Origin of the sequence: Thalassotalea mangrovi, from assembly GCF_005116735.1 — a bacterium.
In the GTDB taxonomy this organism is placed as follows: domain Bacteria; phylum Pseudomonadota; class Gammaproteobacteria; order Enterobacterales; family Alteromonadaceae; genus Thalassotalea_A; species Thalassotalea_A mangrovi.
On sequence record NZ_SWDB01000009.1, the window covers coordinates 177,594 to 201,819 of the forward strand.

At 44.9% G+C, this 24,226-nt stretch carries 23 protein-coding genes; 5 read left to right on the forward strand and 18 right to left on the reverse strand.

The window, feature by feature from the left end; genetic code table 11:
- Positions 1 to 2 precede the first annotated feature (2 nt).
- From atpD to rpmH, 18 genes are all read right to left on the reverse strand, one after another.
- The gene (atpD, locus tag E8M12_RS04885; protein WP_136734968.1) at positions 3 to 1,388 is read right to left on the reverse strand and encodes a F0F1 ATP synthase subunit beta; all 1,386 of its coding nucleotides are present in this window, start codon (positions 1,386 to 1,388) and stop codon (positions 3 to 5) included.
- A gap of 33 nt (positions 1,389 to 1,421) precedes the next feature.
- A complete protein-coding gene (atpG, locus tag E8M12_RS04890; RefSeq protein ID WP_136734969.1) occupies positions 1,422 to 2,282 on the reverse strand; it encodes a F0F1 ATP synthase subunit gamma in 861 nt (286 codons plus the stop codon).
- Positions 2,283 to 2,306: 24 nt separating this feature from the next.
- Entirely contained in the window at positions 2,307 to 3,848 is a 1,542-nt protein-coding gene (atpA, locus tag E8M12_RS04895; RefSeq protein ID WP_136734970.1) for a F0F1 ATP synthase subunit alpha, read from the reverse strand.
- Positions 3,849 to 3,862: 14 nt separating this feature from the next.
- Entirely contained in the window at positions 3,863 to 4,396 is a 534-nt protein-coding gene (atpH, locus tag E8M12_RS04900; protein WP_136734971.1) for a F0F1 ATP synthase subunit delta, read from the reverse strand.
- 14 nt (positions 4,397 to 4,410) lie between these two features.
- Positions 4,411 to 4,881 (reverse strand): F0F1 ATP synthase subunit B, encoded by a 471-nt coding sequence (gene atpF / locus E8M12_RS04905; protein WP_136734972.1) that lies wholly within the window; start codon positions 4,879 to 4,881, stop codon positions 4,411 to 4,413.
- Between the two features lie 47 nt (positions 4,882 to 4,928).
- On the reverse strand, positions 4,929 to 5,150 hold the full coding sequence (gene atpE / locus E8M12_RS04910) for a F0F1 ATP synthase subunit C (RefSeq protein ID WP_089153031.1): 222 nt from the start codon (positions 5,148 to 5,150) through the stop codon (positions 4,929 to 4,931).
- Positions 5,151 to 5,273: 123 nt separating this feature from the next.
- The gene (atpB, locus tag E8M12_RS04915) at positions 5,274 to 6,101 is read right to left on the reverse strand and encodes a F0F1 ATP synthase subunit A (RefSeq protein WP_136734973.1); all 828 of its coding nucleotides are present in this window, start codon (positions 6,099 to 6,101) and stop codon (positions 5,274 to 5,276) included.
- 3 nt (positions 6,102 to 6,104) lie between these two features.
- The gene (locus E8M12_RS04920; protein WP_136734974.1) at positions 6,105 to 6,509 is read right to left on the reverse strand and encodes an ATP synthase subunit I; all 405 of its coding nucleotides are present in this window, start codon (positions 6,507 to 6,509) and stop codon (positions 6,105 to 6,107) included.
- A 169-nt stretch (positions 6,510 to 6,678) separates the two neighbouring features.
- Complete coding sequence (locus E8M12_RS04925; protein WP_136734975.1) at positions 6,679 to 7,563, reverse strand: ParB/RepB/Spo0J family partition protein; 885 nt, start codon at positions 7,561 to 7,563, stop codon at positions 6,679 to 6,681.
- A 12-nt stretch (positions 7,564 to 7,575) separates the two neighbouring features.
- On the reverse strand, positions 7,576 to 8,364 hold the full coding sequence (locus E8M12_RS04930) for a ParA family protein (RefSeq protein WP_136734976.1): 789 nt from the start codon (positions 8,362 to 8,364) through the stop codon (positions 7,576 to 7,578).
- 29 nt (positions 8,365 to 8,393) lie between these two features.
- Positions 8,394 to 9,029, reverse strand: coding sequence for a 16S rRNA (guanine(527)-N(7))-methyltransferase RsmG (gene rsmG, locus E8M12_RS04935; protein WP_136734977.1), 636 nt, complete (start codon positions 9,027 to 9,029; stop codon positions 8,394 to 8,396).
- Positions 9,030 to 9,101: 72 nt separating this feature from the next.
- Complete coding sequence (gene mnmG, locus E8M12_RS04940; protein ID WP_136734978.1) at positions 9,102 to 10,991, reverse strand: tRNA uridine-5-carboxymethylaminomethyl(34) synthesis enzyme MnmG; 1,890 nt, start codon at positions 10,989 to 10,991, stop codon at positions 9,102 to 9,104.
- Positions 10,992 to 11,413: 422 nt separating this feature from the next.
- Positions 11,414 to 11,857, reverse strand: coding sequence for a flavodoxin domain-containing protein (locus tag E8M12_RS04945; RefSeq protein WP_136734979.1), 444 nt, complete (start codon positions 11,855 to 11,857; stop codon positions 11,414 to 11,416).
- Between the two features lie 559 nt (positions 11,858 to 12,416).
- Positions 12,417 to 13,796 carry a tRNA uridine-5-carboxymethylaminomethyl(34) synthesis GTPase MnmE gene (gene mnmE / locus E8M12_RS04950; protein ID WP_136734980.1) on the reverse strand — a complete coding sequence of 460 codons (1,380 nt, stop codon included), beginning with the start codon at positions 13,794 to 13,796 and terminating at the stop codon, positions 12,417 to 12,419.
- Between the two features lie 168 nt (positions 13,797 to 13,964).
- Positions 13,965 to 15,611 (reverse strand): membrane protein insertase YidC, encoded by a 1,647-nt coding sequence (yidC, locus tag E8M12_RS04955; protein WP_136734981.1) that lies wholly within the window; start codon positions 15,609 to 15,611, stop codon positions 13,965 to 13,967.
- Positions 15,612 to 15,617: 6 nt separating this feature from the next.
- Positions 15,618 to 15,866, reverse strand: coding sequence for a membrane protein insertion efficiency factor YidD (gene yidD, locus E8M12_RS04960; protein ID WP_136734982.1), 249 nt, complete (start codon positions 15,864 to 15,866; stop codon positions 15,618 to 15,620).
- Complete coding sequence (gene rnpA, locus E8M12_RS04965; protein ID WP_136734983.1) at positions 15,833 to 16,189, reverse strand: ribonuclease P protein component; 357 nt, start codon at positions 16,187 to 16,189, stop codon at positions 15,833 to 15,835. Before rnpA ends, yidD begins: the two co-directional genes overlap by 34 nt.
- 27 nt (positions 16,190 to 16,216) lie before the next feature.
- On the reverse strand, positions 16,217 to 16,351 hold the full coding sequence (gene rpmH, locus E8M12_RS04970) for a 50S ribosomal protein L34 (protein ID WP_068547039.1): 135 nt from the start codon (positions 16,349 to 16,351) through the stop codon (positions 16,217 to 16,219).
- Positions 16,352 to 16,946: 595 nt separating this feature from the next.
- On the opposite strand from rpmH, the gene dnaA reads away from it, so the two are divergent.
- From dnaA to glyQ, 5 genes are all read left to right on the forward strand, one after another.
- Positions 16,947 to 18,311: a chromosomal replication initiator protein DnaA gene (gene dnaA, locus E8M12_RS04975; protein ID WP_136734984.1), complete on the forward strand. Its 1,365-nt coding sequence runs from the start codon at positions 16,947 to 16,949 to the stop codon at positions 18,309 to 18,311.
- Between the two features lie 13 nt (positions 18,312 to 18,324).
- A complete protein-coding gene (gene dnaN / locus E8M12_RS04980; RefSeq protein ID WP_136734985.1) occupies positions 18,325 to 19,428 on the forward strand; it encodes a DNA polymerase III subunit beta in 1,104 nt (367 codons plus the stop codon).
- Entirely contained in the window at positions 19,428 to 20,507 is a 1,080-nt protein-coding gene (gene recF, locus E8M12_RS04985; RefSeq protein WP_136734986.1) for a DNA replication/repair protein RecF, read from the forward strand. The genes dnaN and recF overlap by 1 nt, the downstream gene beginning before the upstream one ends.
- An 81-nt stretch (positions 20,508 to 20,588) precedes the next feature.
- Positions 20,589 to 23,024, forward strand: coding sequence for a DNA topoisomerase (ATP-hydrolyzing) subunit B (gene gyrB, locus E8M12_RS04990; RefSeq protein WP_136734987.1), 2,436 nt, complete (start codon positions 20,589 to 20,591; stop codon positions 23,022 to 23,024).
- Positions 23,025 to 23,299: 275 nt separating this feature from the next.
- The gene (gene glyQ, locus E8M12_RS04995; protein ID WP_136734988.1) at positions 23,300 to 24,226 is read left to right on the forward strand and encodes a glycine--tRNA ligase subunit alpha; all 927 of its coding nucleotides are present in this window, start codon (positions 23,300 to 23,302) and stop codon (positions 24,224 to 24,226) included.

The following is a 24,226-nucleotide window of genomic DNA, read 5'->3' on the forward strand; positions in this document are numbered from 1 at the left end:
AATTAAGCTTTCTGAGCTTTTTCTACGGCTTCTTCGATAGAACCAACCATGTAGAACGCTTGTTCTGGTAGTTCATCGTATTCACCAGCCAGGATTCCTTTAAAGCCAGCAATCGTGTCTTTCAGAGAAACGTACTTACCAGGAGAACCGGTGAATACTTCTGCAACGAAGAACGGCTGAGAAAGGAAACGCTCAATCTTACGAGCACGGGCAACGGTTTGCTTATCTTCTTCAGAAAGCTCGTCCATACCCAGGATCGCAATGATGTCTTTCAGCTCTTTGTAACGTTGTAGTGTTGATTGAACACCACGAGCCACGTCATAGTGCTCGTTACCAACAACAAGTGGATCCAACTGACGAGAAGTAGAATCTAGTGGATCGATTGCCGGGTAGATACCCTGGGCAGCGATGTCACGAGAAAGTACAACCGTTGCATCCAAGTGAGCAAAGGTGGTTGCTGGAGATGGGTCAGTCAAGTCATCCGCAGGTACGTATACCGCCTGGATTGAAGTGATTGAACCAGTCTTAGTTGACGTAATACGCTCCTGTAGAACACCCATCTCTTCAGCAAGAGTTGGCTGGTAACCTACCGCAGATGGCATACGACCCAGAAGTGCCGATACCTCAGTACCCGCCAGGGTATAACGGTAAATGTTATCTACGAAGAACAGAACGTCACGACCTTCGTCACGGAATTTTTCTGCCATGGTAAGACCGGTCATCGCAACACGAAGACGGTTACCCGGTGGCTCATTCATCTGACCGTAAACTAGCGCTACTTTATCAAGTACGTTAGATTCGCTCATTTCATGATAGAAATCGTTACCCTCACGAGTACGCTCACCAACACCAGCGAATACAGAGAAACCGCTGTGCTCGATCGCGATGTTACGGATAAGTTCCATCATGTTTACGGTTTTACCAACACCGGCACCACCGAACAGACCAACTTTACCACCCTTAGCGAATGGACAAACAAGGTCGATAACCTTGATACCAGTCTCTAACAGTTCGTTGGAGTTTGATTGCTCTTCATAAGAAGGCGCTTCACGGTGAATCGTCCAACGCTCTTCTGTGGCGATGTCACCCGCTTCATCAATTGGGTTACCCAATACATCCATGATACGACCAAGTGTCGCAGTACCAACTGGTACCTGGATAGGATTACCCGAGTTCTCTACATTCAGACCACGACGCAAACCGTCAGATGAACCCATGGCGATAGTACGTACTATGCCACCACCTAGCTGTTGCTGTACTTCGAGTACGCGACCAGCCAGATCACCTTCGGTGATAGTTAATGCGTCATATACCTGAGGTACAGCATTTTGTGGAAACTCTACGTCCACAACTGCGCCAATAACTGACACGATTTTACCTGCACTCATGTTTATTCCTCTAAACTTTAATTAATTCTTTGCCTATACCGCAGCCGCACCAGCAACGATCTCACTCAGCTCTTGAGTGATCGCCGCCTGACGGGCTTTGTTGTATACCAATTGTAAGTCGTCAATTAAGTTACCTGCGTTATCGGTAGCGGCTTTCATCGCTACCATACGCGCGGCTTGCTCACTGGCGAGGTTTTCAACCACGCCCTGGTATACCTGGGACTCAATAAAGCGAACCAACAGCTGATCAAGTAGTACTTGCGCATCTGGTTCATAAATGTAGTCCCAGCGATGGGTAATGTTGTCATCATCGGACTTAGGCAAAGGTAACATTTGATCGATAGTCGGCTTTTGACTCATAGTGTTTTCAAACTTGTTGTACACTACGAAAAGTCGGTCGATATCACCCTTGTCGTAGGCGTCTAACATCACCTTAACAGAACCGATTAAATCGGTTACGGAAGGTTGGTCGCCTAAACCGGATTTTTGGGCAACAATGTTTGCACCGAAACTGGAAAAGAAACCGGCTGCTTTCGAGCCGATTAATGCAAATTCCACGTCGGCGCCTTGTTCCTGCCATTTGGCAGAGTCTTTTAATACAGACTTGAACAAGTTGACATTTAAGCCGCCACAAAGACCACGGTCGGTAGAAATAACGATATAGCCTACACGCTTAACTTCACGCTCTTCCAAATAAGGATGGCGATATTCAAGTTGACCGCATGCAATGTGACCGATCACGTTTCTGATTTTCTCAGCGTATGGACGAGTGGCAGCCATCGAATCCTGCGCGCGACGCATTTTCGATGCCGCAACCATTTCCATTGCGCTGGTGATCTTCTGTGTATTTTTAACACTTCCGATCTTGTCTTTAATTTCTTTACCACCGGCCATGACTGTTGTCTCCGAAACTAATAATTACCAGGTTTGAGTTGCTTTGAATGTTTCAAGCAATTTAGTCAGACCCGCTTCGATATCTTTATCATAGTTACCAGTTTCGTTGATGGTAGCCATAAGCTCTGCGTGCTCGTTACTGGCGTAGGCTAATAACGCTGCTTCGAAATCGCCAATCTTGTTGATTTCGATGTCAGTTAAATAACCTTTTTCAGCCGCGAACAGAGAAACTGCAGTTTCAGCCACAGAAAGAGGGCTGTATTGCTTTTGCTTCATTAGTTCGGTTACACGCTGACCGTGCTCAAGCTGGGCACGAGTAGCATCATCAAGGTCAGATGCGAACTGTGCGAACGCTGCTAATTCAGCGTACTGAGCAAGGGCTAGACGGATACCACCACCAAGCTTCTTGATGATCTTGGTTTGAGCTGCACCACCAACACGAGATACCGAGATACCTGCGTTAACAGCAGGACGGATACCAGCGTTGAATAGGTTAGACTCAAGGAAAATCTGACCATCGGTGATTGAAATTACGTTAGTAGGAACGAACGCAGATACGTCACCCGCTTGAGTTTCAATGATAGGCAGAGCAGTTAGTGAACCAGTCTTACCTTTCACTTCACCGTTAGTGAACTTCTCTACATACTCTTCGTTTACACGAGCAGCACGCTCTAGTAGACGTGAGTGAAGATAGAAAACGTCACCTGGGAATGCTTCACGTCCTGGAGGACGACGAAGTAGTAGTGAGATTTGACGATAAGCAACAGCTTGCTTAGACAAATCATCGTATACGATTAGGGCATCTTCACCGCGGTCACGGAAGTATTCACCCATAGTACAACCAGAGTATGGCGCCAGGTATTGCAGTGCAGCTGCTTCAGAAGCAGAAGCGACAACTACGATAGTATTTTCAAGTGCACCGTGCTCTTCAAGAGAACGTACTACGTTAGCAACCGTAGAAGCCTTCTGGCCTACCGCTACGTAGATTGACTTGATGCCTGTATCTTTCTGGTTGATGATTGCATCTAGTGCGATCGCAGATTTACCAACCTGACGGTCACCGATGATTAGCTCACGCTGACCACGACCGATTGGAATCATAGAGTCAATTGACTTGATACCAGTCTGAACTGGCTGGTCAACTGATTTACGGTCGATAACACCTGGTGCAACAACTTCAACAGGAGAGAATCCATCGCTTTCGATAGGACCTTTACCGTCGATTGGCTCACCCAGGGTGTTAACAACACGGCCAAGAAGACCGCGACCTACTGGTACTTCCAAAATACGGCCAGTACCTTTAACTTTTACGCCTTCAGCAAGGTCCGCGTAAGGACCCATAACTACCGCACCTACCGAATCACGGTCAAGGTTCAAGGCGATAGCATAACGGTTGCCAGGAAGTTCAATCATCTCACCTTGCATTACATCTGCAAGACCGTGGATGCGAATGATACCGTCAGTTACAGAAACGATAGTACCTTCGTTACGAGCTTCACTAACAACGTCGAATTGATCAATTCGAGATTTGATCAACTCAGCGATTTCAGTGGAATTCAATTGCATGCTCTTTTCCCCGATTAGGATTGCATTGAGTTAGCCAAACGATCCAGTTTACCGCGGACAGAACCGTCGATAACTGTGTCACCTGCCTTGATAACAAGGCCGGATACAACATTGGCATCTACTGTGCAATTTAGCTTAACTTTACGAGCCAGACGCTTTTCAAGCGCGGCGCTCAATGAAGTAACTTGTTCTGCGCTTAATTCAACCGCAGAAGCTACATCAACAGATATTTCTTTCTCATACTCTGCTTTTAATTCAGCAAATTGAGTGACGATCTGTGGTAGCACCAACAAGCGTCCGTTTTCTGCCAGGATCTTAATGAAATTCTGGCCTTTGTCGTTGAGTTGCTCCCCACATACTTTAAGGAACAAATCTGTTATCTGCTCAACGCCCATGCCGCCAGCTATATAACCGGCAACGGTTTCGTTCTGGCTAACTTCGGATGCAAATACAAGCATCTCTAACCAGGCATCAACAGATTTAGCCTCAACGGCATACTCGAACGCTGCTTTCGCGTAAGGACGAGCAATGGTTGTCAATTCAGACATAGCTCAATCCTCTCTTAAAGTTCAGCAACTAGTTTGTCTAAGATGTCGCTATGTTCAGCGGCATCGATAGAGCGCTCAAGAATTTTCTCGGCACCGGCAACAGCAAGTACGGCAACTTGTTGACGTAATTCTTCACGTGCGCGGTTACGCTCTGATTCAATTTCTGCATGGCCGGAAGCGATGATTTTCTCACGCTCGGCTTTTGCTTTATCTGCGGCTTCTTCGATAAGTTGAGCTTCGCGTTTTTTCGCAGCATCAACAATCTCAGCAGCTTGAGCTTTCGCTTCTTTCAGCTGTGCTTTGATGTTATCTCGAGCTAACTCAAGATCTTTCTCAGCTTTCTCACCAGCAGCAAGGCCATCAGCGATGGTCTTTTGACGCTCTTCAATGGCACCGATGATCGGTGGCCATACGAACTTCATGCAGAAAATAACAAATACGATAAATGCTATCGATTCACCGATTAAAGTAGCATTAATATTCATATTCGTAGCTCCTATATCTAATTAATTCGCAAAGGTTCGGTAGTTAATTAAGCACCAACAGCGAATAGTAGATATAGACCGATACCAACACCGATCATTGCGATCGCATCGATAAGACCAGCAACGATGAACATTTTCACTTGTAGCTGTGGAGCCAGTTCAGGTTGACGAGCAGCAGACTCAAGGAATTTGCCACCTAATAGACCGAAACCAATCGCAGTACCTAATGCACCTAAACCGATTAGTAGAGCAACAGCAATATATAACATGTGTATCTCCAGTTATTTTTTAGTTAGTTAAAGTTAAAAATTAAAAGTTAAAAAATTTAAAAATATTCCGGCTTCCTTGCCTCACTCACCAGCGATTTTATTCGCCAGTGCTCATCCTGAGTCTTAGTGATCTTCGTGCGCCAGGCTTAAGTACACGATGGTCAACATCATGAAGATAAAGGCCTGAAGCGGAATAACTAGTAAGTGGAAAGCCGCCCATAGGAAATGTACAGGCAACTGGAATAAACCAATGGTTGCGATCAAAATAAAGATCAACTCACCAGCGTAAAGGTTACCGAACAAACGCAGTGCCAATGACACCGGACGTGCAATCAGGGTAACGGATTCGAGGATGAAGTTAACCGGGATAAAGGCCCAGTGATTAAATGGCTGAAGGGTCAATTCCTTCATAAAACCACCAACACCTTTTACTTTGATTGAGTAATAAATGATTAAGAAGAACACACCAATACTTAGCGCGAAGGTCATGTTCATATCTGTGGTAGGTACAGACTTGATGTAAACGTCATGCGGATCCATGCCCAAACCATACTGACCAATAAGACCGGCAACGGTAGGGATCCAGTCAACTGGCACCCAGTCCATGGCATTCATCAGAAGTACCCAGACAAAAATGGTCAGTGAAAGTGGGGCGATTAGTGCGTTTTTACCGTGGAAGGTTTCTTTAACGCTCTTGTCGACGAAGTCGACAACCATCTCTACCGCGCACTGTAATTTCCCTGGAACGCCCGTCGATGCCTTTTTAGCAACGGAGCGGAATGTAAGAAGAAAAATCAAACCAAGAACAATTGACCAACCTAAGGTATCAACGTGTAATGTCCAGAAACCGGCATCAGTACACGCTTTGTTAAAAGCAATACCGCTGTCGGTTGAACACATCGTCCAGTTAGTCAAATGGTGTTTGATATAAGAGCCTGTATCTGCAGCCATCTTTTATCCCAATTTTTGTTGATTAAAATGAAACCTGTTAACAATGGCGTTCACCCATGGAACCAGCATTGTTATTGAATACGTAATAAAAAAGGCCAACAACGAAAGGTCGAGAAACTTGAAACACAAGGCAAAAAGAATCGCTGTTAAAACCAATTTTATTTTCACGCCGCCATAAAATGAATCAACTACCTGTCTGGCAGCGCGTGCACCGGCAAATTTAAAAGCCTTATGTGCAAATACAAAATTAGGGATTACGCTGACCATGCCACCAGCTAATGCTGATGTCGCGGCAGTGAATCCCCAACCGAAAAAACAAATTATAAAACTCAGGAGCGTTAACAAAAACTGCAGAAGTACTTGTTTATATGCGTATTTTCTGCCGGGCTGTGCCAATTTATTTTGCACCCGAAACTCCTAAGAAATCATCACAAATCGAACTTTTGATTTGAGTCTGATTTTTTTCTCGCCAAAAGCCAGCGCAAGTATACTGATTTAGGTTTATTTTGCAACTTTATGAGGCATATCACGCGCTAAAAATGTGCAATTTCTCGCGCCTGTTTAACGACCAACAAGATTAATGAATTTTTGCCAAAATTCCGTCCAGCTCATCCAGGGATGCATAGCTGATCACCATCTTGCCTTTACCTTTGCGATTGTGCTGGATGTCCACAGAAGAACCGATTCGCTCCGCCAGTTCCTGTTCGAGCTTCAGGGTATTGGCGTCTTTCTCCTTAGGCGCTTTCGGTGCCACGGGTTCTAACACTTTTTTCACCAAGGCTTCGGTTTCGCGAACGGTGAGTTCTTTGGCAGCGACGGTTCTGGCAGTCGTGGTTTGTACATCGCCAGATAGAGCCAGCAAGGCACGCGCATGACCCATATCGATATCGCCATTTTCCAGGAAGGTTTTCACTTCGCTGTTAAGGCTATTCAGGCGTAATAAATTCGTCACCGTAGTACGAGATTTACCAACGGCTTCAGCGACTTCCTGGTGAGTCAGTTCAAATTCACTGAGTAACCGTTCCAGGGCAATGGCTTCTTCCATGGCATTAAGATCTTCACGCTGAATATTTTCGATCAGGGCTATCGCAACGGCGGCTTCATCGGCGACATCTTTGATAATACAGGGAACCACATCAATTTTTGCCAGCTGTGCCGCGCGCCAGCGACGTTCACCGGCAATGATTTCATAAGTTTGTGAGGATACCGGGCGAACCACGATCGGCTGGATAATCCCCTGGGCTTTAATCGAATGGCTTAATTCTTCCAGGGCTTCTTCAGACATGTCTTTTCGGGGCTGGTATTTCCCCGGTTGTAAAGTATCTACAGGCAACATCTTCAGGTCGCTATCCGTTTTTTTACCCGCTTGCGGTGCGTTGCCTCCATCAGCGGCAGGTCGCGGTGCTGTGGTTAGTAATGCATCCAGGCCTCGACCCAATCCCCGACGTTTAGATGTGCTCATTGATTTTCCTGCCTAAACTAATTCTTCACTGACAGCAGACTGCTGCCGTTTAAGTAATTCACCCGCCAAAGCAAGATAGGCCTTAGCTCCGGTAGACGATTTGTCATAATACATTGCTGGTGCACCAAAACTTGGCGCTTCTGCCAGGCGAACATTGCGAGGGATCACGGTTCGATAAACCTTATCGCCAAAATGTCGCTTCAATTGCTCGGAAACATCATTGGCAAGACGGTTACGAGGGTCATACATGGTGCGCAGGATCCCTTCGATATGCAGGTCTTTATTAACTACATCAGCGAGCTTGGCAATGGTATCCATCAATGCTGTCAGACCTTCCAGGGCATAATATTCGCACTGCATGGGGACCAGCACAGAATCCGCAGCCCCCATGGCGTTAACCGTCAACATGTTGAGGGAAGGCGGGCAATCAATGATGATAAAATCATAGTACTCGCGGGCGTCCTTCAGGGAATTGCGCAATCGCAATTCGCGGGCAAAAACTTCCATTAACTTGATTTCAGCGGCCGTAACATCGGTATTAGCCGCAATCAGGTCATAATGTCCCATGGTATCTTTAACGATGACCTGCTCATACGGTTGTTCATCAATCAGGAGTTCATAACTGGTGGCGTGAACTTCGTATTTATCAACGCCAGAGCCCATCGTAGCATTGCCTTGCGGGTCTAAATCAATCAGCAGGACTTTTCGTTTGGTCGCCGCCAGGGAAGCGGCAAGATTCACCGATGTCGTTGTTTTACCGACGCCACCTTTCTGGTTGGCGATTGCAATTATTTTTCCCACAGCGTCCCCGCAAAAATTCGATATGACGATTAACTAGCGTTCGTTTTTTTTAGTTCAACTAAATGTCTTTGGCCTTCTAAAGCCGGTACCTGAATTCGATGATAAGTGACCAACTCAATACCAGCAGGCAATTGTTGCAGTTCTTGCTCAGGAAGAACACCTTTTAGTGCAAAAAAACGACCATTTTCATCAATTAGATGCTGACACCAGCTTACCATATCCAACAAAGATGCAAAGGCTCTGCTCAATACCCCGTCAAATGGGTGTTCCGGATGATATTCCTCTACCCGACTTAGTACCGGGGTTACATTGGAAAGCTTGAGCTGGAATACCACCTGGCGTAAAAAGGTAATGCGTTTTCCTAAGCTATCCAATAATACAAAATTTCTTTGCGGATACAAAATTGCCAGGGGAATACCCGGCAAGCCAGGTCCTGTACCGACATCGATAAATCGTTCACCATGCAAAAAAGGCCCGTTGGCGATACTGTCGAGGATATGTTTTACCAACATTTCCTCAGGATCACGAACCGAGGTGAGGTTGTAAGCCTTGTTCCATTTATGCAAAAGCTCAACATAAGCCACTAACAAATCAATCTGATGCTCGGTCACAGCTATGTCGGACTGAGAAATTAAATCAGTTAATCGGGATTTTAGGTTAGTCATCGGTTTTTGCGTTCCAAAGGGCAGGGACTGATAAACAAAGACCGGCTATTATCGCCGGTCTGGTTGCTAAGGTTAAGCGGTTTTTCTGAGTAGACCGTGTTTTTTCAGATAAACCAGCAACAAGGATATTGCCGCTGGTGTGATTCCGGAAATCCGCGATGCTTTACCTAAGGTTTCAGGTCTGGCATCGGTTAGTTTGGCCACGACCTCATTCGATAAACCAGAGATTTGCGCAAAATCGAAATCAGCAGGGATCAAGGTATCTTCATGACGCTTTTTCTTATCGATTTCATCTAATTGACGTTCGATGTAGCCCGCATACTTAATTTGAATTTCGACCTGCTCGGCAGCCTGTTTATCCGCAAGGCCCGGACCAAAGGCTTCGATCGACATCAGATCTTCATAGCGGGTTTCCGGACGACGTAGCAGATCTTCTAAGTTAGCCTCTCGGGAAATTGGATTTTTTAGCATCGGATTCAGTTTTTCCGTTGCCTCGTGGTCTTTTTGTACCCACAGGCCACGTAGACGCTGCCGTTCAAGTTCAATGTTTTCCATTTTTTCACAGAAACGCTGCCAGCGTTCATCACCAACAAGACCTAATTCACGGCCTTTCTCGGTTAAACGAATATCGGCATTATCTTCACGCAGCAATAAACGGTATTCCGCTCGAGAGGTAAACATCCGGTATGGCTCTTTGGTACCTAAGGTAGAAAGATCGTCGATCAACACGCCCATATAGGCCTGTTCACGTCCTGGTGTCCAACCTTCTTTGTCCTGCACCCGGCAAGCGGCATTCATACCGGCAACAAGGCCCTGTGCACCCGCTTCTTCATAACCGGTGGTACCGTTAATTTGACCGGCAAAGAACAGGTTATTGATAAACTTGCTTTCCAGGGTTTGTTTTAGATCGCGAGGATCAAAATAATCGTACTCGATCGCATAACCTGGACGAGTAATATGAGCGTTTTCAAAGCCTTTAATCGAACGCACCAGATCCATTTGCACATCGAAAGGAAGACTGGTCGATATACCGTTAGGGTAGACCTCGTGGGTGGTTAGCCCTTCTGGTTCAACAAAAATCTGGTGCGATGCTTTATCAGCGAATCGCATGATTTTATCTTCAATAGAAGGACAGTAACGCGGGCCAACACCTTCAATCACGCCGGTATACATCGGCGATCGATCCAAACCGTCACGAATCACTTGGTGGGTTTGCTCATTGGTATGCGTGATATAACAAGGGATTTGCTGCGGATGATGTTCCGCTTTCCCCATGAATGAGAATGTCGGTACCGGAGTATCACCTGGTTGCTCCTGCATGACACTGAAATCCAGGGTACGTGCATCCAGACGTGGCGGAGTGCCGGTTTTCAGGCGCTCGATACGAAATGGCATGTCTCGTAAACGGCTAGCCAGGTTAACCGATGCCGGATCACCGGCACGACCACCTTGATAATTATTCAGGCCAATATGAATTTGTCCGGCCAGGAAAGTTCCCACCGTTAATACTACGGTTTTGCCTTTAAATTTCAGGCCCATTTGTGTGGAAACACCGATAATTTGATCATTTTCCAGGATCAGATCATCACAAGGCTGTTGGAATATCGTCAGGTTTTCTTGGTTTTCCAGATAGTTACGGACATATGCCTTATATAATAAGCGATCTGCCTGAGCTCGCGTGGCGCGCACGGCAGGGCCTTTTGAAGAGTTTAAGGTGCGAAACTGGATCCCACCATGATCAATGGCCTCAGCCATTAATCCGCCTAGCGCATCAATTTCTTTTACCAGGTGACCTTTACCTATGCCACCAATAGCCGGGTTACATGACATCGCACCCAGGGTATCAATGTTGTGGGTCAGTAAAAGTGTTTTACAACCCATGCGAGCCGCTGCCAGACAGGCTTCTGTACCAGCATGACCACCTCCAACAACAATGACGTCAAAGGAATCTTGATACCACATAAACGAAAAACCTCGGTTAATGAAAAAGGAAATTGACCTTATACCAGTCGGTATTAAATAAGGTTGTATATTCTACCTTTAATTACCGGGCAGTGAAATGATCAAAGTGTTAAAAGATCGAACGCGGGATCGTTAATAAAAGATAAAGATCTATATATAGATCTTATTATTATTATTTATTAAGGATCGCCTTTTCTGTTGATAACCTGAAAAAAGCTTTATTTTATAGTCTATTGGCTAAGATCAGATCCTGTGATCAAGGTTGGATCTGATCATGTATTTCCTTTGATCAAAAGTCTTGTTTATCCACAGCAGATCTTTTTGAATTTATTGTGCACTGAGTAATAAGTGATAATTAAGGGGTTGATCACTGTTTTATTCACAATAGCGTTAATTCAGATCGTAAACTGTGTATAAGTTATTTATAACTGATCCAAATGATCGCGAATCCATTGTTCGGCGATCACTTCTGGATCTATATCCTCATCCATATCGATACATAAAAGCTCGATTATTTCACTGCAGTCTTTATCTAACATGTTGTTTCTTATGTTTTTTCCTGCCATGCAAAAGGTGTCGTAATTACTATCACCTACGGCGATCACTAAAAAATTGAGATCGCTCATTGGTTGATCATATGCACAGAGATCTTCGACAAAGCTTTCAATGTTTTCCGGGTAATCGCCTGCACCATGTGTGGATGTACAGATAATCCAGGTTTGTTGTTTCTGTCTGATTTTTGAAAATTTCGGTTGAAAGTGCAGTTCACAGTGGTGATTTGCGGATGTTAAAGCGGACTCTACGGCTTCAGCAATGTATTCCGTTCCGCCGAGCATACTACCGACGATGATTTGAAATGATGACATATGGGAACTCGGTTGGTTGAATTTTGCTACGAGCTTTAAGCTATAAGCTGTAAGCGGTAAGTAGTTTATCGCTTGTGGCTTGTAGTATGAAGCTAGTGTGTTAATTTCGCTATCCTGCCACGTTTGTAGGCTATTGACCAAGCAATAACGACGATGTACCCGGTATTATGTGGTTTTCGGAAGTGGCTTGGGACGTTTCTGGTATTAGCCGGTTGCTAAAAGCGTGACTCCAGGACATTGTTTAAAGATACTGCACAAAATAAATGTCATTCCGTGATACAGCACTGGATCTAAAGCTTAGATTAAAGTTGGTAGATAAATGAAGGCTCAGCAAGAGGAGGGAGATCCCGGCCTCGGCCAGGATGATTCGGCACCCACACTGTCTTGAGATCCCGTTTTTCAACAGGATGACGCAAAAAGTAAGGGTCATTCCGTGATACTGCACGGAATCTAAGGTTTAGATTTAAGTGGGTAGATAAATAAAGGCTCAGTAAGAGAAGGAAGATCCCGGCCTCCGCCGGGATGACTCGGCACCCTACCTGACGGGGCGGGAGCCTCGTCACTTACCAATACAGAATGAAGAGAATATTTGGCCAAGCAGATCGTCACTGGTAAATTCACCGGTGATCTCGTTCAACGCTTGCTGGGTAATGCGCAACTCTTCGGCGAGAATCTCGCCGGCCATAAAGGATAAAAGCTGCTCCTGGCCAGTTAACAGATGGTGCTGGGCGGATTCCAGTGCCTGAATATGACGGCGGCGTGCCATAAAGCCGCCTTCGGCATTACCTTCATAACCCATGCATTGTTTCAGGTGATCCGTTAATGCTGTCATACCGTCACCAGTTTTCGCCGAAAGGGTTATGGTAGGTTTGTCATGGGATAACTTAAAACCACAGCTTTGACCACTGATGTCAGCTTTATTACGGATGATGGTTAATCCCATGTTATCTGGTAATTGATTAAAGAAATCTGGCCAAAATTCAGTGGGATCAACACGATCATCCTGCTGTGAATCGATCATCAGTAATACCCGATCAGCCTGTTTAATTTCTTTCCAGGCTCGTTCAATACCAATTTGTTCAACTTTGTCCGGGCTTTCCCTAAGTCCGGCTGTATCGATAATATGGAGCGGCATACCATCAATATGGATTTGTTCAGACAGCACATCCCGGGTGGTACCTTCTATATCGGTGACGATGGCTGATTCGCGGCCGCTAAGCGCATTCAGTAAGCTTGATTTACCCGCATTGGGGCGACCGGCAATCACAACCCGCATACCTTCGCGGATAATGGCACCTTGCTGGGCCTTAGCAAGTACGTCAGCAACCTGTTCTATTAGCCCGTTCAGTGATGAACTGACCTTTTCGTCGGCAAGAAAGTCTATTTCTTCTTCGGGAAAATCGATAGCCGCTTCCACGTACATCCGTAAATGAATCACATCATCAACTAACTGATGAACGAGTTTGGAAAAATCCCCCTGCAAAGAGTGTAGGGCGGCTCTTGCTGCCTGCTCTGAGCTTGAGTTAATTAAATCAGCAATGGCTTCAGCCTGAGTTAAATCCAGCTTATCGTTTAAAAATGCCTGTTCAGAAAACTCACCGGGTTTGGCCATGCGTATATTATCCAGGCTGACAATGTGTTTTAGCAGCATGTCGAGGATAACCGGGCCGCCATGTCCCTGTAGCTCCAGCACATCTTCACCGGTAAAAGAGTTGGGGCCTTTAAAGAATAAGGCTATGCCCTGATCGATAACCTCCTGGTCCTGATCATAAAATGATAAGTATTCGGCATAACGGGTTTTCGGTATTTTGCCTAACAGCTTTTCTGCGGCACGACTGGCTAATGGGCCGGATACTCGAATGATACCGACACCCCCGCGACCGGGAGGCGTTGCCTGGGCGGCAATGGTTTCGGTATTGCTTAAACTCTTTTCGGACATAAACTGACGTTAACTCATTTAATTATGGGATGAATTATAAACGAGTTACCGGCCTTGAGTAAGCATAAAGCGGGAAATTGGATAAGGCTTAATAGGTTAACGTAAATTTTCCATGGCTGATAAAAAAGGCCTGCAATTGCAGGCCTCTTATTAAAAAGTAGAAAAGTATTACTTCTTCACGGCCTTCGCCTTACCTTGCTCTTCCGCCTTTTCAATCGAACGGAAGATAATCAGCATCTGGATGATGGTAATTACGTTAGAAACTAACCAGTAAAGTACCAACCCTGAAGGGAACCACAGGAAGAAGAAGGTGAAAAACACCGGCATCCACTGCATCATTTTCTGTTGCATTGGGTCAGTTGCCATATTTGGTTGTAACTTCTGCATCAACCACATGGACGCACCCATTAATAGTGGCAGCACATAGTATGGGTCCATGGATGACAGGTCATTAATCCATAATGCAAATGGTGCGTGACGTAATTCGACACTTTCGATAAATACCCAGTACAGCGCCAGGAAGATAGGCATCTGAACCAATAACGGTAAACAACCGCCGGCTGGATTAACTTTTTCTTTTTTGTACAACTCCATCATTGCCTGCGACATCTTCTGGCGATCATCACCATAACGCTCTTTCAGTGCCTGCATTTTCGGTTGGATTTTGCGCATTTTCGCCATTGACGTGTACTGAGTTTTCGTCAACGGATACATCAGGGTTTTCACCACAATGGTGATACAGATAATCGCCAGACCCCAGTTAACAACGATGCTTTGAATTTGAATCAGTAACCAGAACAGTGGTTGGCTGATAAACCATAAAATGCCGTAATCGACGGTCAAATCCAGACCATTGGCGATTTTGGCCAGTGAATCCTGATCTTTCGGACCTACATAAAAGGTTGCCGCCAGCGTTTCAGTGCTGCCTGGCGCAACAGATACACTAGGTTGTTTAAAACCTATGACCGCCTGGCCTTTGCTGTCCAGGTAGCTAGTGTATAACTCGTTGGTAGTGCTTGGATTAGGTACCCAGGCACTGACAAAATAATGCTGCAACATACCGACCCAGCCAGCTTTGGTCTTGGTTTTCAGGTTCGCATCTTCAATGTCATCAAACGGCAGTTTTTCATAGCGACTGTCGCTGGTAGAGTATGCCGCACCGCGATAAGTTGGCATAAACATGGAACCATCATCTTCGATGTAAGTGTCTTGCTTTAACTGGCCGTAAAGTTGCACATTGGCAACATCTGAGCTGGTGTTCTCGATAATATACTCAACATTAACATCATAATGACCACGCTTCAGGGTAAAGCGCTTAATGTAGTTGATGCCATTGTTGTTGTAAGTTAAATCTACTGTTAGCTCATCGCCAGAAATTTGATTATTACTGTTTTCTGTCGCATATACTGCGCGCCCTTTATTGGTTGCATCACCCTGAGCACCAATCAATCCTGATTGTGCTACGTAGGTGTAACCATCGGAAGTAAGAATAGGCATCGCCTGGCCACTGCCTTGTTCGGTCTCGAACTGCAGTAGTTTCGCGGCAACAATATCACCGCCCTGGGTATCGACTTTTAGTTCCAGAACATCAGATGCCAGAGTAATAATGCCGCCTTTTTTTGTGGCATTTTCCATGGTTGGCGTTTGTTCACTGGCCTGAGGAATAAAATCAGCGCCTTCAGATGGCTGTTCAGACGGGGCAGCAGCCTCCGTTGTTACTGGTTGTTGCGGTGCATTGTCCATTTGCCACTGTTGAAACAGTAAGAAACTAACTACCAGTAATGCGATAAATAGCAAACCGCGTTGTGATTCCATAATGTGTTAATTCTCTTGTTTAGATTTAGGAACGGGGTCATCACCACCCGCGTGCAAAGGGTGGCATTTTAATATACGTTTAATTGCTAACCAACACCCTTTTACGACACCAAAGCGATTTATTGCCGTTATCGCATAACTGGAACAGGTAGGATTAAAGCGACAATTGTTTCCCAACAGCGGGCTAAGCCAGCGTTGGTAAGCTTTTATTGGAGCAATGACTAGCGTTTGTGCCGCTGATTGATTTTTCGCCATATTTTTTCCAATTGCTGATTAATCGCTTCGTTCTCGAGTTGATCAATCCCTGACTTTACCATAACAACCAAATCAACGGCAGGCAGTTTATGCTGATTTAAGCGAAAACTTTCCCGAACCAGACGTTTTATTCGATTTCTTTGTACAGCAAGTTTGACCCGTTTTTTAGCAATCGCCATGCCTAAACGGTTTTTATCGTCTTTATTGGAAGTAACTAATATAGTGAAATGGCTGGAGCCATATCGAGAAGGGTGGTCAAAAACCTGTTGGAAGTGACCGGGAGTCAACAGACGTGACTCCCGATTAAAGCTGTAGGTACCCATGTGGGTAATAATCCTTATCGAAAAGGATTAAGCGCTAAGCTTAGCACGACCTTTAGCACGACGACGTGCAATTACCGCACGACCGTTTTTAGTTGCCATGCGAGCACGGAAACCGTGGTTACGCTTACGCTTTAATACGCTAGGTTGAAATGTTCTTTTCATTACGCTATCCCGTTAAGTTTGTTTGCTATGCGAAAACAAACGTTTTCGAGCACTGTGTTAAAAAATGAGGCCGAATTCTAAATAGAATAGGTGATAAAGTCAACGATATTCATAAAAAGAGTTTTAAAAGGATCCTTTTTTGGATCCTTTGCCACAACATGGTTTCACTAAAGTATAGGAGTAGGTCGAAAACGGGTAAACAAGACCCTCAGGAACCGGTTTTTGATCGCTAATTCGATCCAGGTAGGATCTTTGCTTATATCAGTGCTTATGTATAAGAAAATGGTCTTCATATCCACAGTTTTATAACAAAAGCTAATGTGCAGCACTGCTGCGGGCATTGCAACAGGGAGATTTCGCTCAGTTTTAGCGAATTATTACAGCCCAATTTACCTCTTTAAGCCAGTAAAAATGGTTGCTTAGTGAAAAAGGGGATAATTTTTTAAAATTATCCCAATGCTTATGTTGCACTTGTGGATAAGTGAGGTGATAATGGCTCGATAATTAAAAAAATTCACAGGATAATCTTGCTACCTTCTCTGTTCGTTACCCTTTAATACATCGGATTGTAGCCCTTAATTTCCAGGAGTATTGAGTGGAAGATTCCCTCTGGCAAAGCTGTCTGTCGATTCTAGAAGAAGAATTACCAGCCCAACAATTTAGTATGTGGATTCGTCCATTGCAGTGTGAAGTCGCTGGCAATGTGATGACGCTGTACGCGCCTAACCGGTTTGTACTGGACTGGGTTCGCGAAAAATATCTGGGTCGGATCACTCAGTTAGTGGCCTTACAAAATCCCAATCCTCCGGAAGTGCGCTTCGATGTGGGCAGTAAGCCTGCCGTAGCCAAACGAGAAGTTGCTCCAGATGTTGCCGCTTCGATGCGTCAAACTCGGGAAAATGATGGTGCCCCTAGCAATGTGGTTCCCAATATTCCTAAATCGACCAATGTACGCGACAAATACACCTTTGATAACTTCGTCGAAGGTAAATCGAACCAGCTGGCTCGCGCCGCTGCCTCGCAAGTCGCCGATAACCCCGGTCAGGCTTACAACCCACTGTTTATATATGGTGGTACCGGTCTAGGTAAAACTCACTTATTACATGCAGTGGGTAACGGTATTTTGATGAACAAACCGAATGCCAAAATTGCTTATATGCACTCAGAGCGGTTTGTTCAGGATATGGTAAAAGCGCTGCAAAATAATGAAATTGAGAAATTTAAGCAGTATTACCGTAGCGTCGATGCATTGCTGATCGATGATATTCAGTTTTTTGCCAATAAAGAACGTACTCAGGAAGAGTTTTTTCATACCTTTAACGCGTTATTAGAAGGCAACCAGCAAATCATTTTGACCAGTGATCGTTACCCTAAGGAGATCACTGGCGTTGAAGACCGGTTAAAGTCACGCTTTGGTTGGGGGTTAACCCTGGCGATAGAACCGCCAGAATTGGAAACCCGGGTAGCTATCCTGAAACGAAAAGCTCAGGAAAGCCAAATCAATCTGGCAGATGAGGTGGCATTTTTTATCGCTAAACGTTTGCGTTCTAATGTCAGGGAGCTTGAAGGCGCCCTTAATCGGGTGATCGCTAACGCCAATTTTACCGGCCGACCAATTACCATTGATTTTGTTCGTGAAGCCTTAAGAGATTTGCTGGCATTACAGGATAAACTGGTTACCATAGACAATATTCAGCGAACCGTAGCGGAATACTACAAAATTAAAGTTGCAGATATTCTGTCTAAACGCCGCAACCGTTCGGTGGCCAGGCCCAGGCAAATAGCCATGGCACTGGCAAAAGAATTAACCAGCCATAGCTTGCCAGAAATTGGCGATGCCTTTGGCGGAAGGGATCATACAACGGTGTTGCATGCCTGCCGTAAAGTAAAGTCCCTTCGTGATGAAAGTCATGATATAAAAGAAGACTACTCAAATTTAATAAGAACGCTATCATCGTAGCAGGGAGATCAGAATGAAGTTTTCATTAAATCGAGATTTATTGCTTAAACCATTGTTATTGGTCTCCGGGGCCGTGGAACGCAAAAGTACCTTGCCTATCCTTAGTAACATCCTTCTTGAGGTAAGTGGGCAATCACTTACCTTGGTGGCTACGGATTTAGAACTTGAGATGGTAGCGCAAACCCAGGTCGATAATCAGGGGGGTGATGGTAAAGTAACCATACCGGCGAAAAAATTACTCGATATATGCAAAAGCCTGCCTGAACAATCCCTTATTACTTTTGAGCTACAAGACGAAAATATCATTATTCATTGTGGACGCAGCAAATATTCTTTAGCGACCCTTCCTGCTCATGACTTTCCCAACATTGAACAATGGCAGGGCGATATTGAATTTAGACTCAATAAATCGCAGCTATTACGCTTAATCGAAAGTACGCATTTTTCGATGGCGAACCAGGATGTACGTTATTACCTGAACGGTATGTCAATTGAAACCGAGGGCAATGAAATACGCTCTGTGGCGACTGACGGTCACCGACTGGCGATTTGTAAGATTGCCGATGACAACCTACAGCTACCTACCCGACAGGTGATAGTGCCACGTAAAGGAATATTGGAAATTATTCGCTTGCTTGATCCGGTTGATGAACCGGTGACAATTTACCTGGGTTCAAATCATATTCGTATTGTCGATACGGAGTTTTCTTTTACCTCTAAGTTAGTCGATGGCCGATTCCCGGATTATCGCCGTGTGTTGCCAAGAAATGGTGACAAGGTATTGTTGGCGCAACGGGATGAACTAAAGCAAGTGTTGTCGCGTGCATCAATCCTGTCGAATGAGAAATTTAAAGGTGTTCGATTAAACTTTGGCAGTAATGAATTAAAGATCACCGCCAATAACCCTGAGCAGGAACAGGCTGAAGAATACCTGGAAATTGAGTTTCCTTATGAGCCTCTGGAGATCGGCTTTAACGTAAGTTACATCCTCGATGTATTAAATGCGGTAAAAGAGGAAGGCATTAAATTTACGTTATCGGATGCGAACTCCAGCGTGGTGATAGAAGGGCAAGAGTCCGGCGAAGCGCTATACGTGATTATGCCTATGCGCCTGTAATGAGTATTCAAAAACTGTATGTCGATAATTTTCGCAATTTAACGATTCATAACAGTGAGTTTGATCCCGCTCTGAACTTTATCCTCGGCGACAACGGTAGCGGTAAAAGCAGTTTACTAGAAAGTATTTTTTTTCTCGGACATGGAAAGTCATTCCGAACAACAAAACTGGAAAACCTGGTTAATCGCGAGGCGGATAAATTTACCGTTGCCATAAAAGATGACCGGGATTCACAACTAGGCATTAGTCGTCATAATGATGGCAAATGCACCATTAAGTTGAATGGCGCGCCCGCTTACAAATTGTCTGAGATGGCAAAGCATGTAGCGGTACAGATTATTACTCCAGAGACGTTTAAGCTGTTTTTTGGAGGGCCTAAAGAACGAAGACGTTTTGTTGATCTTGGCATGTTTCACGTGGAACATCAGTTTGCAGAGTTATGGCGTGAGTTTCGCAGAGTGCTTCTGCAGCGAAATGCCTGTTTGCGAACCGGGGTCAGGGGACAGCAATACGAGTACTGGACAGAGCTATTTGTTCAGCAATCGGAAATATTGGCGGCTTTACGTAAACAGTACGTTGTGCAACTTAGCGAAGAGCTACAACGTTGGTTGGCCATTTTGTTACCAGAGTTGTCTGAGGGAATTGCATTACAGTACAGTCGAGGCTGGGGCGAAAAGCACCAGTTAACAGAGTTGCTTCGCGATTGTGAAGACAAAGAACGCCAGTATGGCTACAGTAGCTATGGCGCACAAAAATTTGATGTGAAATTTCACTATCAAAAAATGTCCATTGATCAAGTGTTGTCTCGTGGACAGCAAAAAATGTTTTTAATGGCATTAACCGTTGCTCAGGCAACATTAATTTTTAATCAGCAGCAGGTACGGCCGATTATATTAATCGACGACATTGGGGCTGAGTTAGATACAGATTCAAGGCAGCGATTAGCTGCTGCTATCGAACAATTACAATGTCAGGTGTTTATCACGGCCATTGAAAAAAGTGCACTGGAACCGATAATTCCGAAGCACAATAAATATAAAATGTTTCACGTGAAACATGGCATAATAAGCGAAGTTTAAACACCGAGACGGTCGGTAATTTAAGTTCGAACACTACGAAATTCCAGAGCAGTAGCCCTGGCGATAACATAGGCAATTAGAATGACAGAAAACAGTTATGATTCGTCCAGTATTAAGGTCTTAAAAGGCCTGGATGCAGTACGTAAAAGACCAGGGATGTATATCGGTGATACCGATGATGGTACCGGTTTACACCATATGGTATTCGAGGTTTTGGACAACTCTATCGATGAAGCGTTGGCCGGACATTGTAGTGATATTGTCGTAACCATTCATGGTGACAACTCAGTATCTGTTAAAGATGACGGCCGTGGTATTCCAACCGATATTCACCCGGAAGAGGGTGTTTCGGCTGCCGAAGTTATTATGACCGTGCTTCACGCTGGTGGTAAATTTGGTGGTGAAGACTCTGGTTATAAGGTTTCTGGTGGTTTGCACGGTGTAGGTATTTCTGTTGTAAACGCCCTTAGTGAAAAGCTGGAATTAACCATTCGCCGTAATGGTCAGGTCCATGAGCAGTCTTATACGATGGGTGTACCTGATGAGCCACTTAAGGTTATCGGAGAAACGGAAAAAACCGGAACTCAGGTACGCTTCTGGCCAAGCTCGGAAACCTTCAGTGACACTAAGTTTCATTACGATATTCTTGCAAAACGAATCCGTGAATTATCATTCCTAAACTCAGGTGTTTCCATCCGTTTGGTGGATGAGCGCGATGGTAAAGAAGACCATTTCTTTTATGAAGGTGGTATACAGGCCTTCGTTGAGTATCTAAATACCAATAAAACGCCGGTTAACGAAGAAGTATTCTACTTTGATTTAGCCCGTGATGACGGCATTGTGGTTGAAGTTGCAATGCAGTGGAATGATGGTTTCCAGGAAAATATCTACTGCTTTACTAACAATATCCCACAGCGTGATGGTGGTACTCACTTAAGTGGTTTCAGAACCGCTCTGACCCGTACCCTGAACAGTTATATGACCAAAGAGGGTTTGAATAAAAAAGCCAAGGGCGGTGGTGAGACTAGCGCCAGCGGTGATGATGCCCGTGAAGGTCTGACTGCGGTAATATCGGTAAAAGTGCCTGATCCTAAATTCTCTTCACAAACCAAAGATAAACTGGTTTCATCAGAAGTGAAAACGGCGGTTGAACAGGCGATGGGTGAGAAGCTTAGCGAATACCTGCTTGAGCATCCAACTACCGCAAAAACCATCATTATGAAGATTATTGATGCGGCCCGTGCTCGTGAAGCGGCTCGTAAGGCTCGTGAGATGACTCGCCGCAAAGGTGCTCTGGATATTGCCGGACTACCAGGAAAACTGGCAGATTGTCAGGAAAAAGACCCGGCACTTTCTGAACTGTATATTGTGGAGGGTGACTCTGCGGGTGGTTCAGCCAAGCAGGGTCGTAATCGTAAAAATCAGGCAATCTTGCCATTGAAAGGTAAAATCCTGAACGTTGAAAAAGCACGCTTCGATAAGATGATTTCTTCGCAGGAAGTTGGCACGCTGATTACTGCATTGGGTTGTGGTATTGGTCGTGATGAGTACAACCCCGATAAAATGCGTTACCATTCGATTGTAATCATGACCGATGCTGACGTCGATGGCTCGCACATTCGTACCTTGCTGTTGACCTTCTTCTACCGCCAAATGCCTGAAGTTATCGAACGTGGTTATATTTATATTGCACAACCGCCGCTTTATAAAGTGAAAAAAGGCAAACAGGAACGCTATCTGAAAGACGATGCTCAGAAAGAAGAGTATTTCACGACCCTGGCATTAGAGAATGCGTCGATTCATGTTAATGAGTCTGCACCTGGATTGTCTGGAGTTGCACTGGAACAATTGTTTAATCAATATCGTGACACGATGAAAGTTATCGATCGCGTATCCCGTCATTTGCCGGAAGCGATTTTGCAGCAGCTGGTTTATGCACCGGCCGTCGAACAGTCGGATTTTACCGAACGTTCTCAGGTTGAGGAATGGACCAATAAGCTGATTGAACTTCTTGAAGAAGATGGCGATAGCAGTTCCTTATATAGTGCCGAAGTGATGAAGGATAATGAGCGCAATATTTACTATCCTTCGATCACCGTACGCATGCATGGTATCGATAATGTCTATAACCTAGGTTATGACGTGATACATTCTTCTGAATTTAAAGCCATTATGAGCCTGAACAAGGCAATTAATGGTTTAATGGAAGAGGGCGCTTATGTGAAGCGTGGTGAAAAAGTTCAGCCGGTGAAATCGTTTGTTGAAGCGCGTAACTGGTTGCTGAAAGAGTCTGAGCGTGGTCAATACATCCAACGCTACAAAGGTTTGGGTGAGATGAACCCAGAGCAGCTATGGGAAACCACGATGGACCCGGAAACCCGTCGCATGCTGCAGGTAACCATTGAAGACGCTATCGCAGCCGATCAACTATTTACCACCTTGATGGGGGATCACGTTGAACCGCGCCGCAACTTTATCGAAGATAATGCCCTTAACGTAGCAAACCTGGACGTGTAGTTGCGACTGCAAAACAGGTTAAATTAAAGCCCGGATTTCCGGGCTTTTTTGTCATTACTATCATTAAACTCATTAATACGGTGAATGGTTCGAATAATTCCATCTGTCGTATAAACTGAATAAAGTTTCTTTTCTCTGCCTTATTTTACCTTTACCCCGATTATTGAACAAAAATTGTCTAGAAAAGGGCGACAGCCCTAGGCCTTTTGGTGGCATACCGTTATAATTACCGCCATTTTCAAATACTAAACGTTCTATATAGGTTTTCTGGATACATGAGCACAAGCACATTTGATATCAAAACTTTCCAGGGACTAATTCTGAAGCTTCAGGAATATTGGTCTAAACAAGGTTGCGTCATTGTACAACCGCTGGATTTGGAAGTTGGAGCAGGGACATTTCATCCCATGACATTTTTACGCTCAATTGGTCCTGAGCCAATGAGCAGTGCTTATGTGCAACCGTGCCGTCGTCCGACCGATGGTCGTTATGGTGAAAACCCGAATCGTCTGCAGCATTATTATCAGTTCCAGGTCGTTCTAAAACCTTCTCCGAAGAATATCCAGGATTTATATCTTGGCTCTTTACAGGAATTGGGCCTGGATTTATTAGTGCATGATATCCGTTTTGTAGAAGATAACTGGGAATCACCAACGCTGGGTGCCTGGGGGCTTGGTTGGGAAGTTTGGCTAAACGGCATGGAGATCACCCAGTTTACCTATTTCCAACAGGTCGGTGGTTTAGAGTGTGCACCAGTTACTGGTGAAATCACGTATGGCCTTGAACGCCTGGCTATGTATATCCAAAACGTTGACAGTATTTACGATCTGGTCTGGACCGATGGTCCTATGGGTAAAGTTTACTATCGTGATGTTTTCCATCAGAACGAAGTAGAGCAGTCCGCATACAATTTCGAGCACGCTGATGTGGATGCGCTGTTCAATCAATTTGATGTATGTGAGCGTGAAAGTGCAAAACTGATTGAATTAGGTCTTCCTCTTCCGGCTTATGAGCAGGTAATGAAAGCGAGCCATGCCTTTAACCTGTTAGACGCCCGTCATGCGATTTCTGTGACCGAACGCCAGCGTTATATCCTGAGAGTCCGTACATTAGCGAAAGCTTGTGCAGAAGCTTATTACGCGGCTCGTGAAGCGCTTGGTTTCCCATTATGTAAAAATGCGCAAGCAGTGGAGGAGAAATAA

Coding starts and splice junctions, on each gene's coding strand:
- gyrB (WP_136734987.1), top strand. CDS start 20,589: ATGACAGAAAACAGTTATGATTCGTCCAGTATTAAGGTCTTAAAAGGC.
- yidD (WP_136734982.1), bottom strand. CDS start 15,866: ATGGCGAAAAATCAATCAGCGGCACAAACGCTAGTCATTGCTCCAATA.
- rpmH (WP_068547039.1), bottom strand. CDS start 16,351: ATGAAAAGAACATTTCAACCTAGCGTATTAAAGCGTAAGCGTAACCAC.
- mnmG (WP_136734978.1), bottom strand. CDS start 10,991: ATGTGGTATCAAGATTCCTTTGACGTCATTGTTGTTGGAGGTGGTCAT.
- rsmG (WP_136734977.1), bottom strand. CDS start 9,029: ATGACTAACCTAAAATCCCGATTAACTGATTTAATTTCTCAGTCCGAC.
- recF (WP_136734986.1), top strand. CDS start 19,428: ATGAGTATTCAAAAACTGTATGTCGATAATTTTCGCAATTTAACGATT.
- glyQ (WP_136734988.1), top strand. CDS start 23,300: ATGAGCACAAGCACATTTGATATCAAAACTTTCCAGGGACTAATTCTG.
- dnaN (WP_136734985.1), top strand. CDS start 18,325: ATGAAGTTTTCATTAAATCGAGATTTATTGCTTAAACCATTGTTATTG.
- yidC (WP_136734981.1), bottom strand. CDS start 15,611: ATGGAATCACAACGCGGTTTGCTATTTATCGCATTACTGGTAGTTAGT.
- atpD (WP_136734968.1), bottom strand. CDS start 1,388: ATGAGTGCAGGTAAAATCGTGTCAGTTATTGGCGCAGTTGTGGACGTA.
- atpG (WP_136734969.1), bottom strand. CDS start 2,282: ATGGCCGGTGGTAAAGAAATTAAAGACAAGATCGGAAGTGTTAAAAAT.
- atpA (WP_136734970.1), bottom strand. CDS start 3,848: ATGCAATTGAATTCCACTGAAATCGCTGAGTTGATCAAATCTCGAATT.
- E8M12_RS04925 (WP_136734975.1), bottom strand. CDS start 7,563: ATGAGCACATCTAAACGTCGGGGATTGGGTCGAGGCCTGGATGCATTA.
- E8M12_RS04945 (WP_136734979.1), bottom strand. CDS start 11,857: ATGTCATCATTTCAAATCATCGTCGGTAGTATGCTCGGCGGAACGGAA.
- atpB (WP_136734973.1), bottom strand. CDS start 6,101: ATGGCTGCAGATACAGGCTCTTATATCAAACACCATTTGACTAACTGG.
- mnmE (WP_136734980.1), bottom strand. CDS start 13,796: ATGTCCGAAAAGAGTTTAAGCAATACCGAAACCATTGCCGCCCAGGCA.
- rnpA (WP_136734983.1), bottom strand. CDS start 16,189: ATGGGTACCTACAGCTTTAATCGGGAGTCACGTCTGTTGACTCCCGGT.
- atpH (WP_136734971.1), bottom strand. CDS start 4,396: ATGTCTGAATTGACAACCATTGCTCGTCCTTACGCGAAAGCAGCGTTC.
- atpE (WP_089153031.1), bottom strand. CDS start 5,150: ATGTTATATATTGCTGTTGCTCTACTAATCGGTTTAGGTGCATTAGGT.
- atpF (WP_136734972.1), bottom strand. CDS start 4,881: ATGAATATTAATGCTACTTTAATCGGTGAATCGATAGCATTTATCGTA.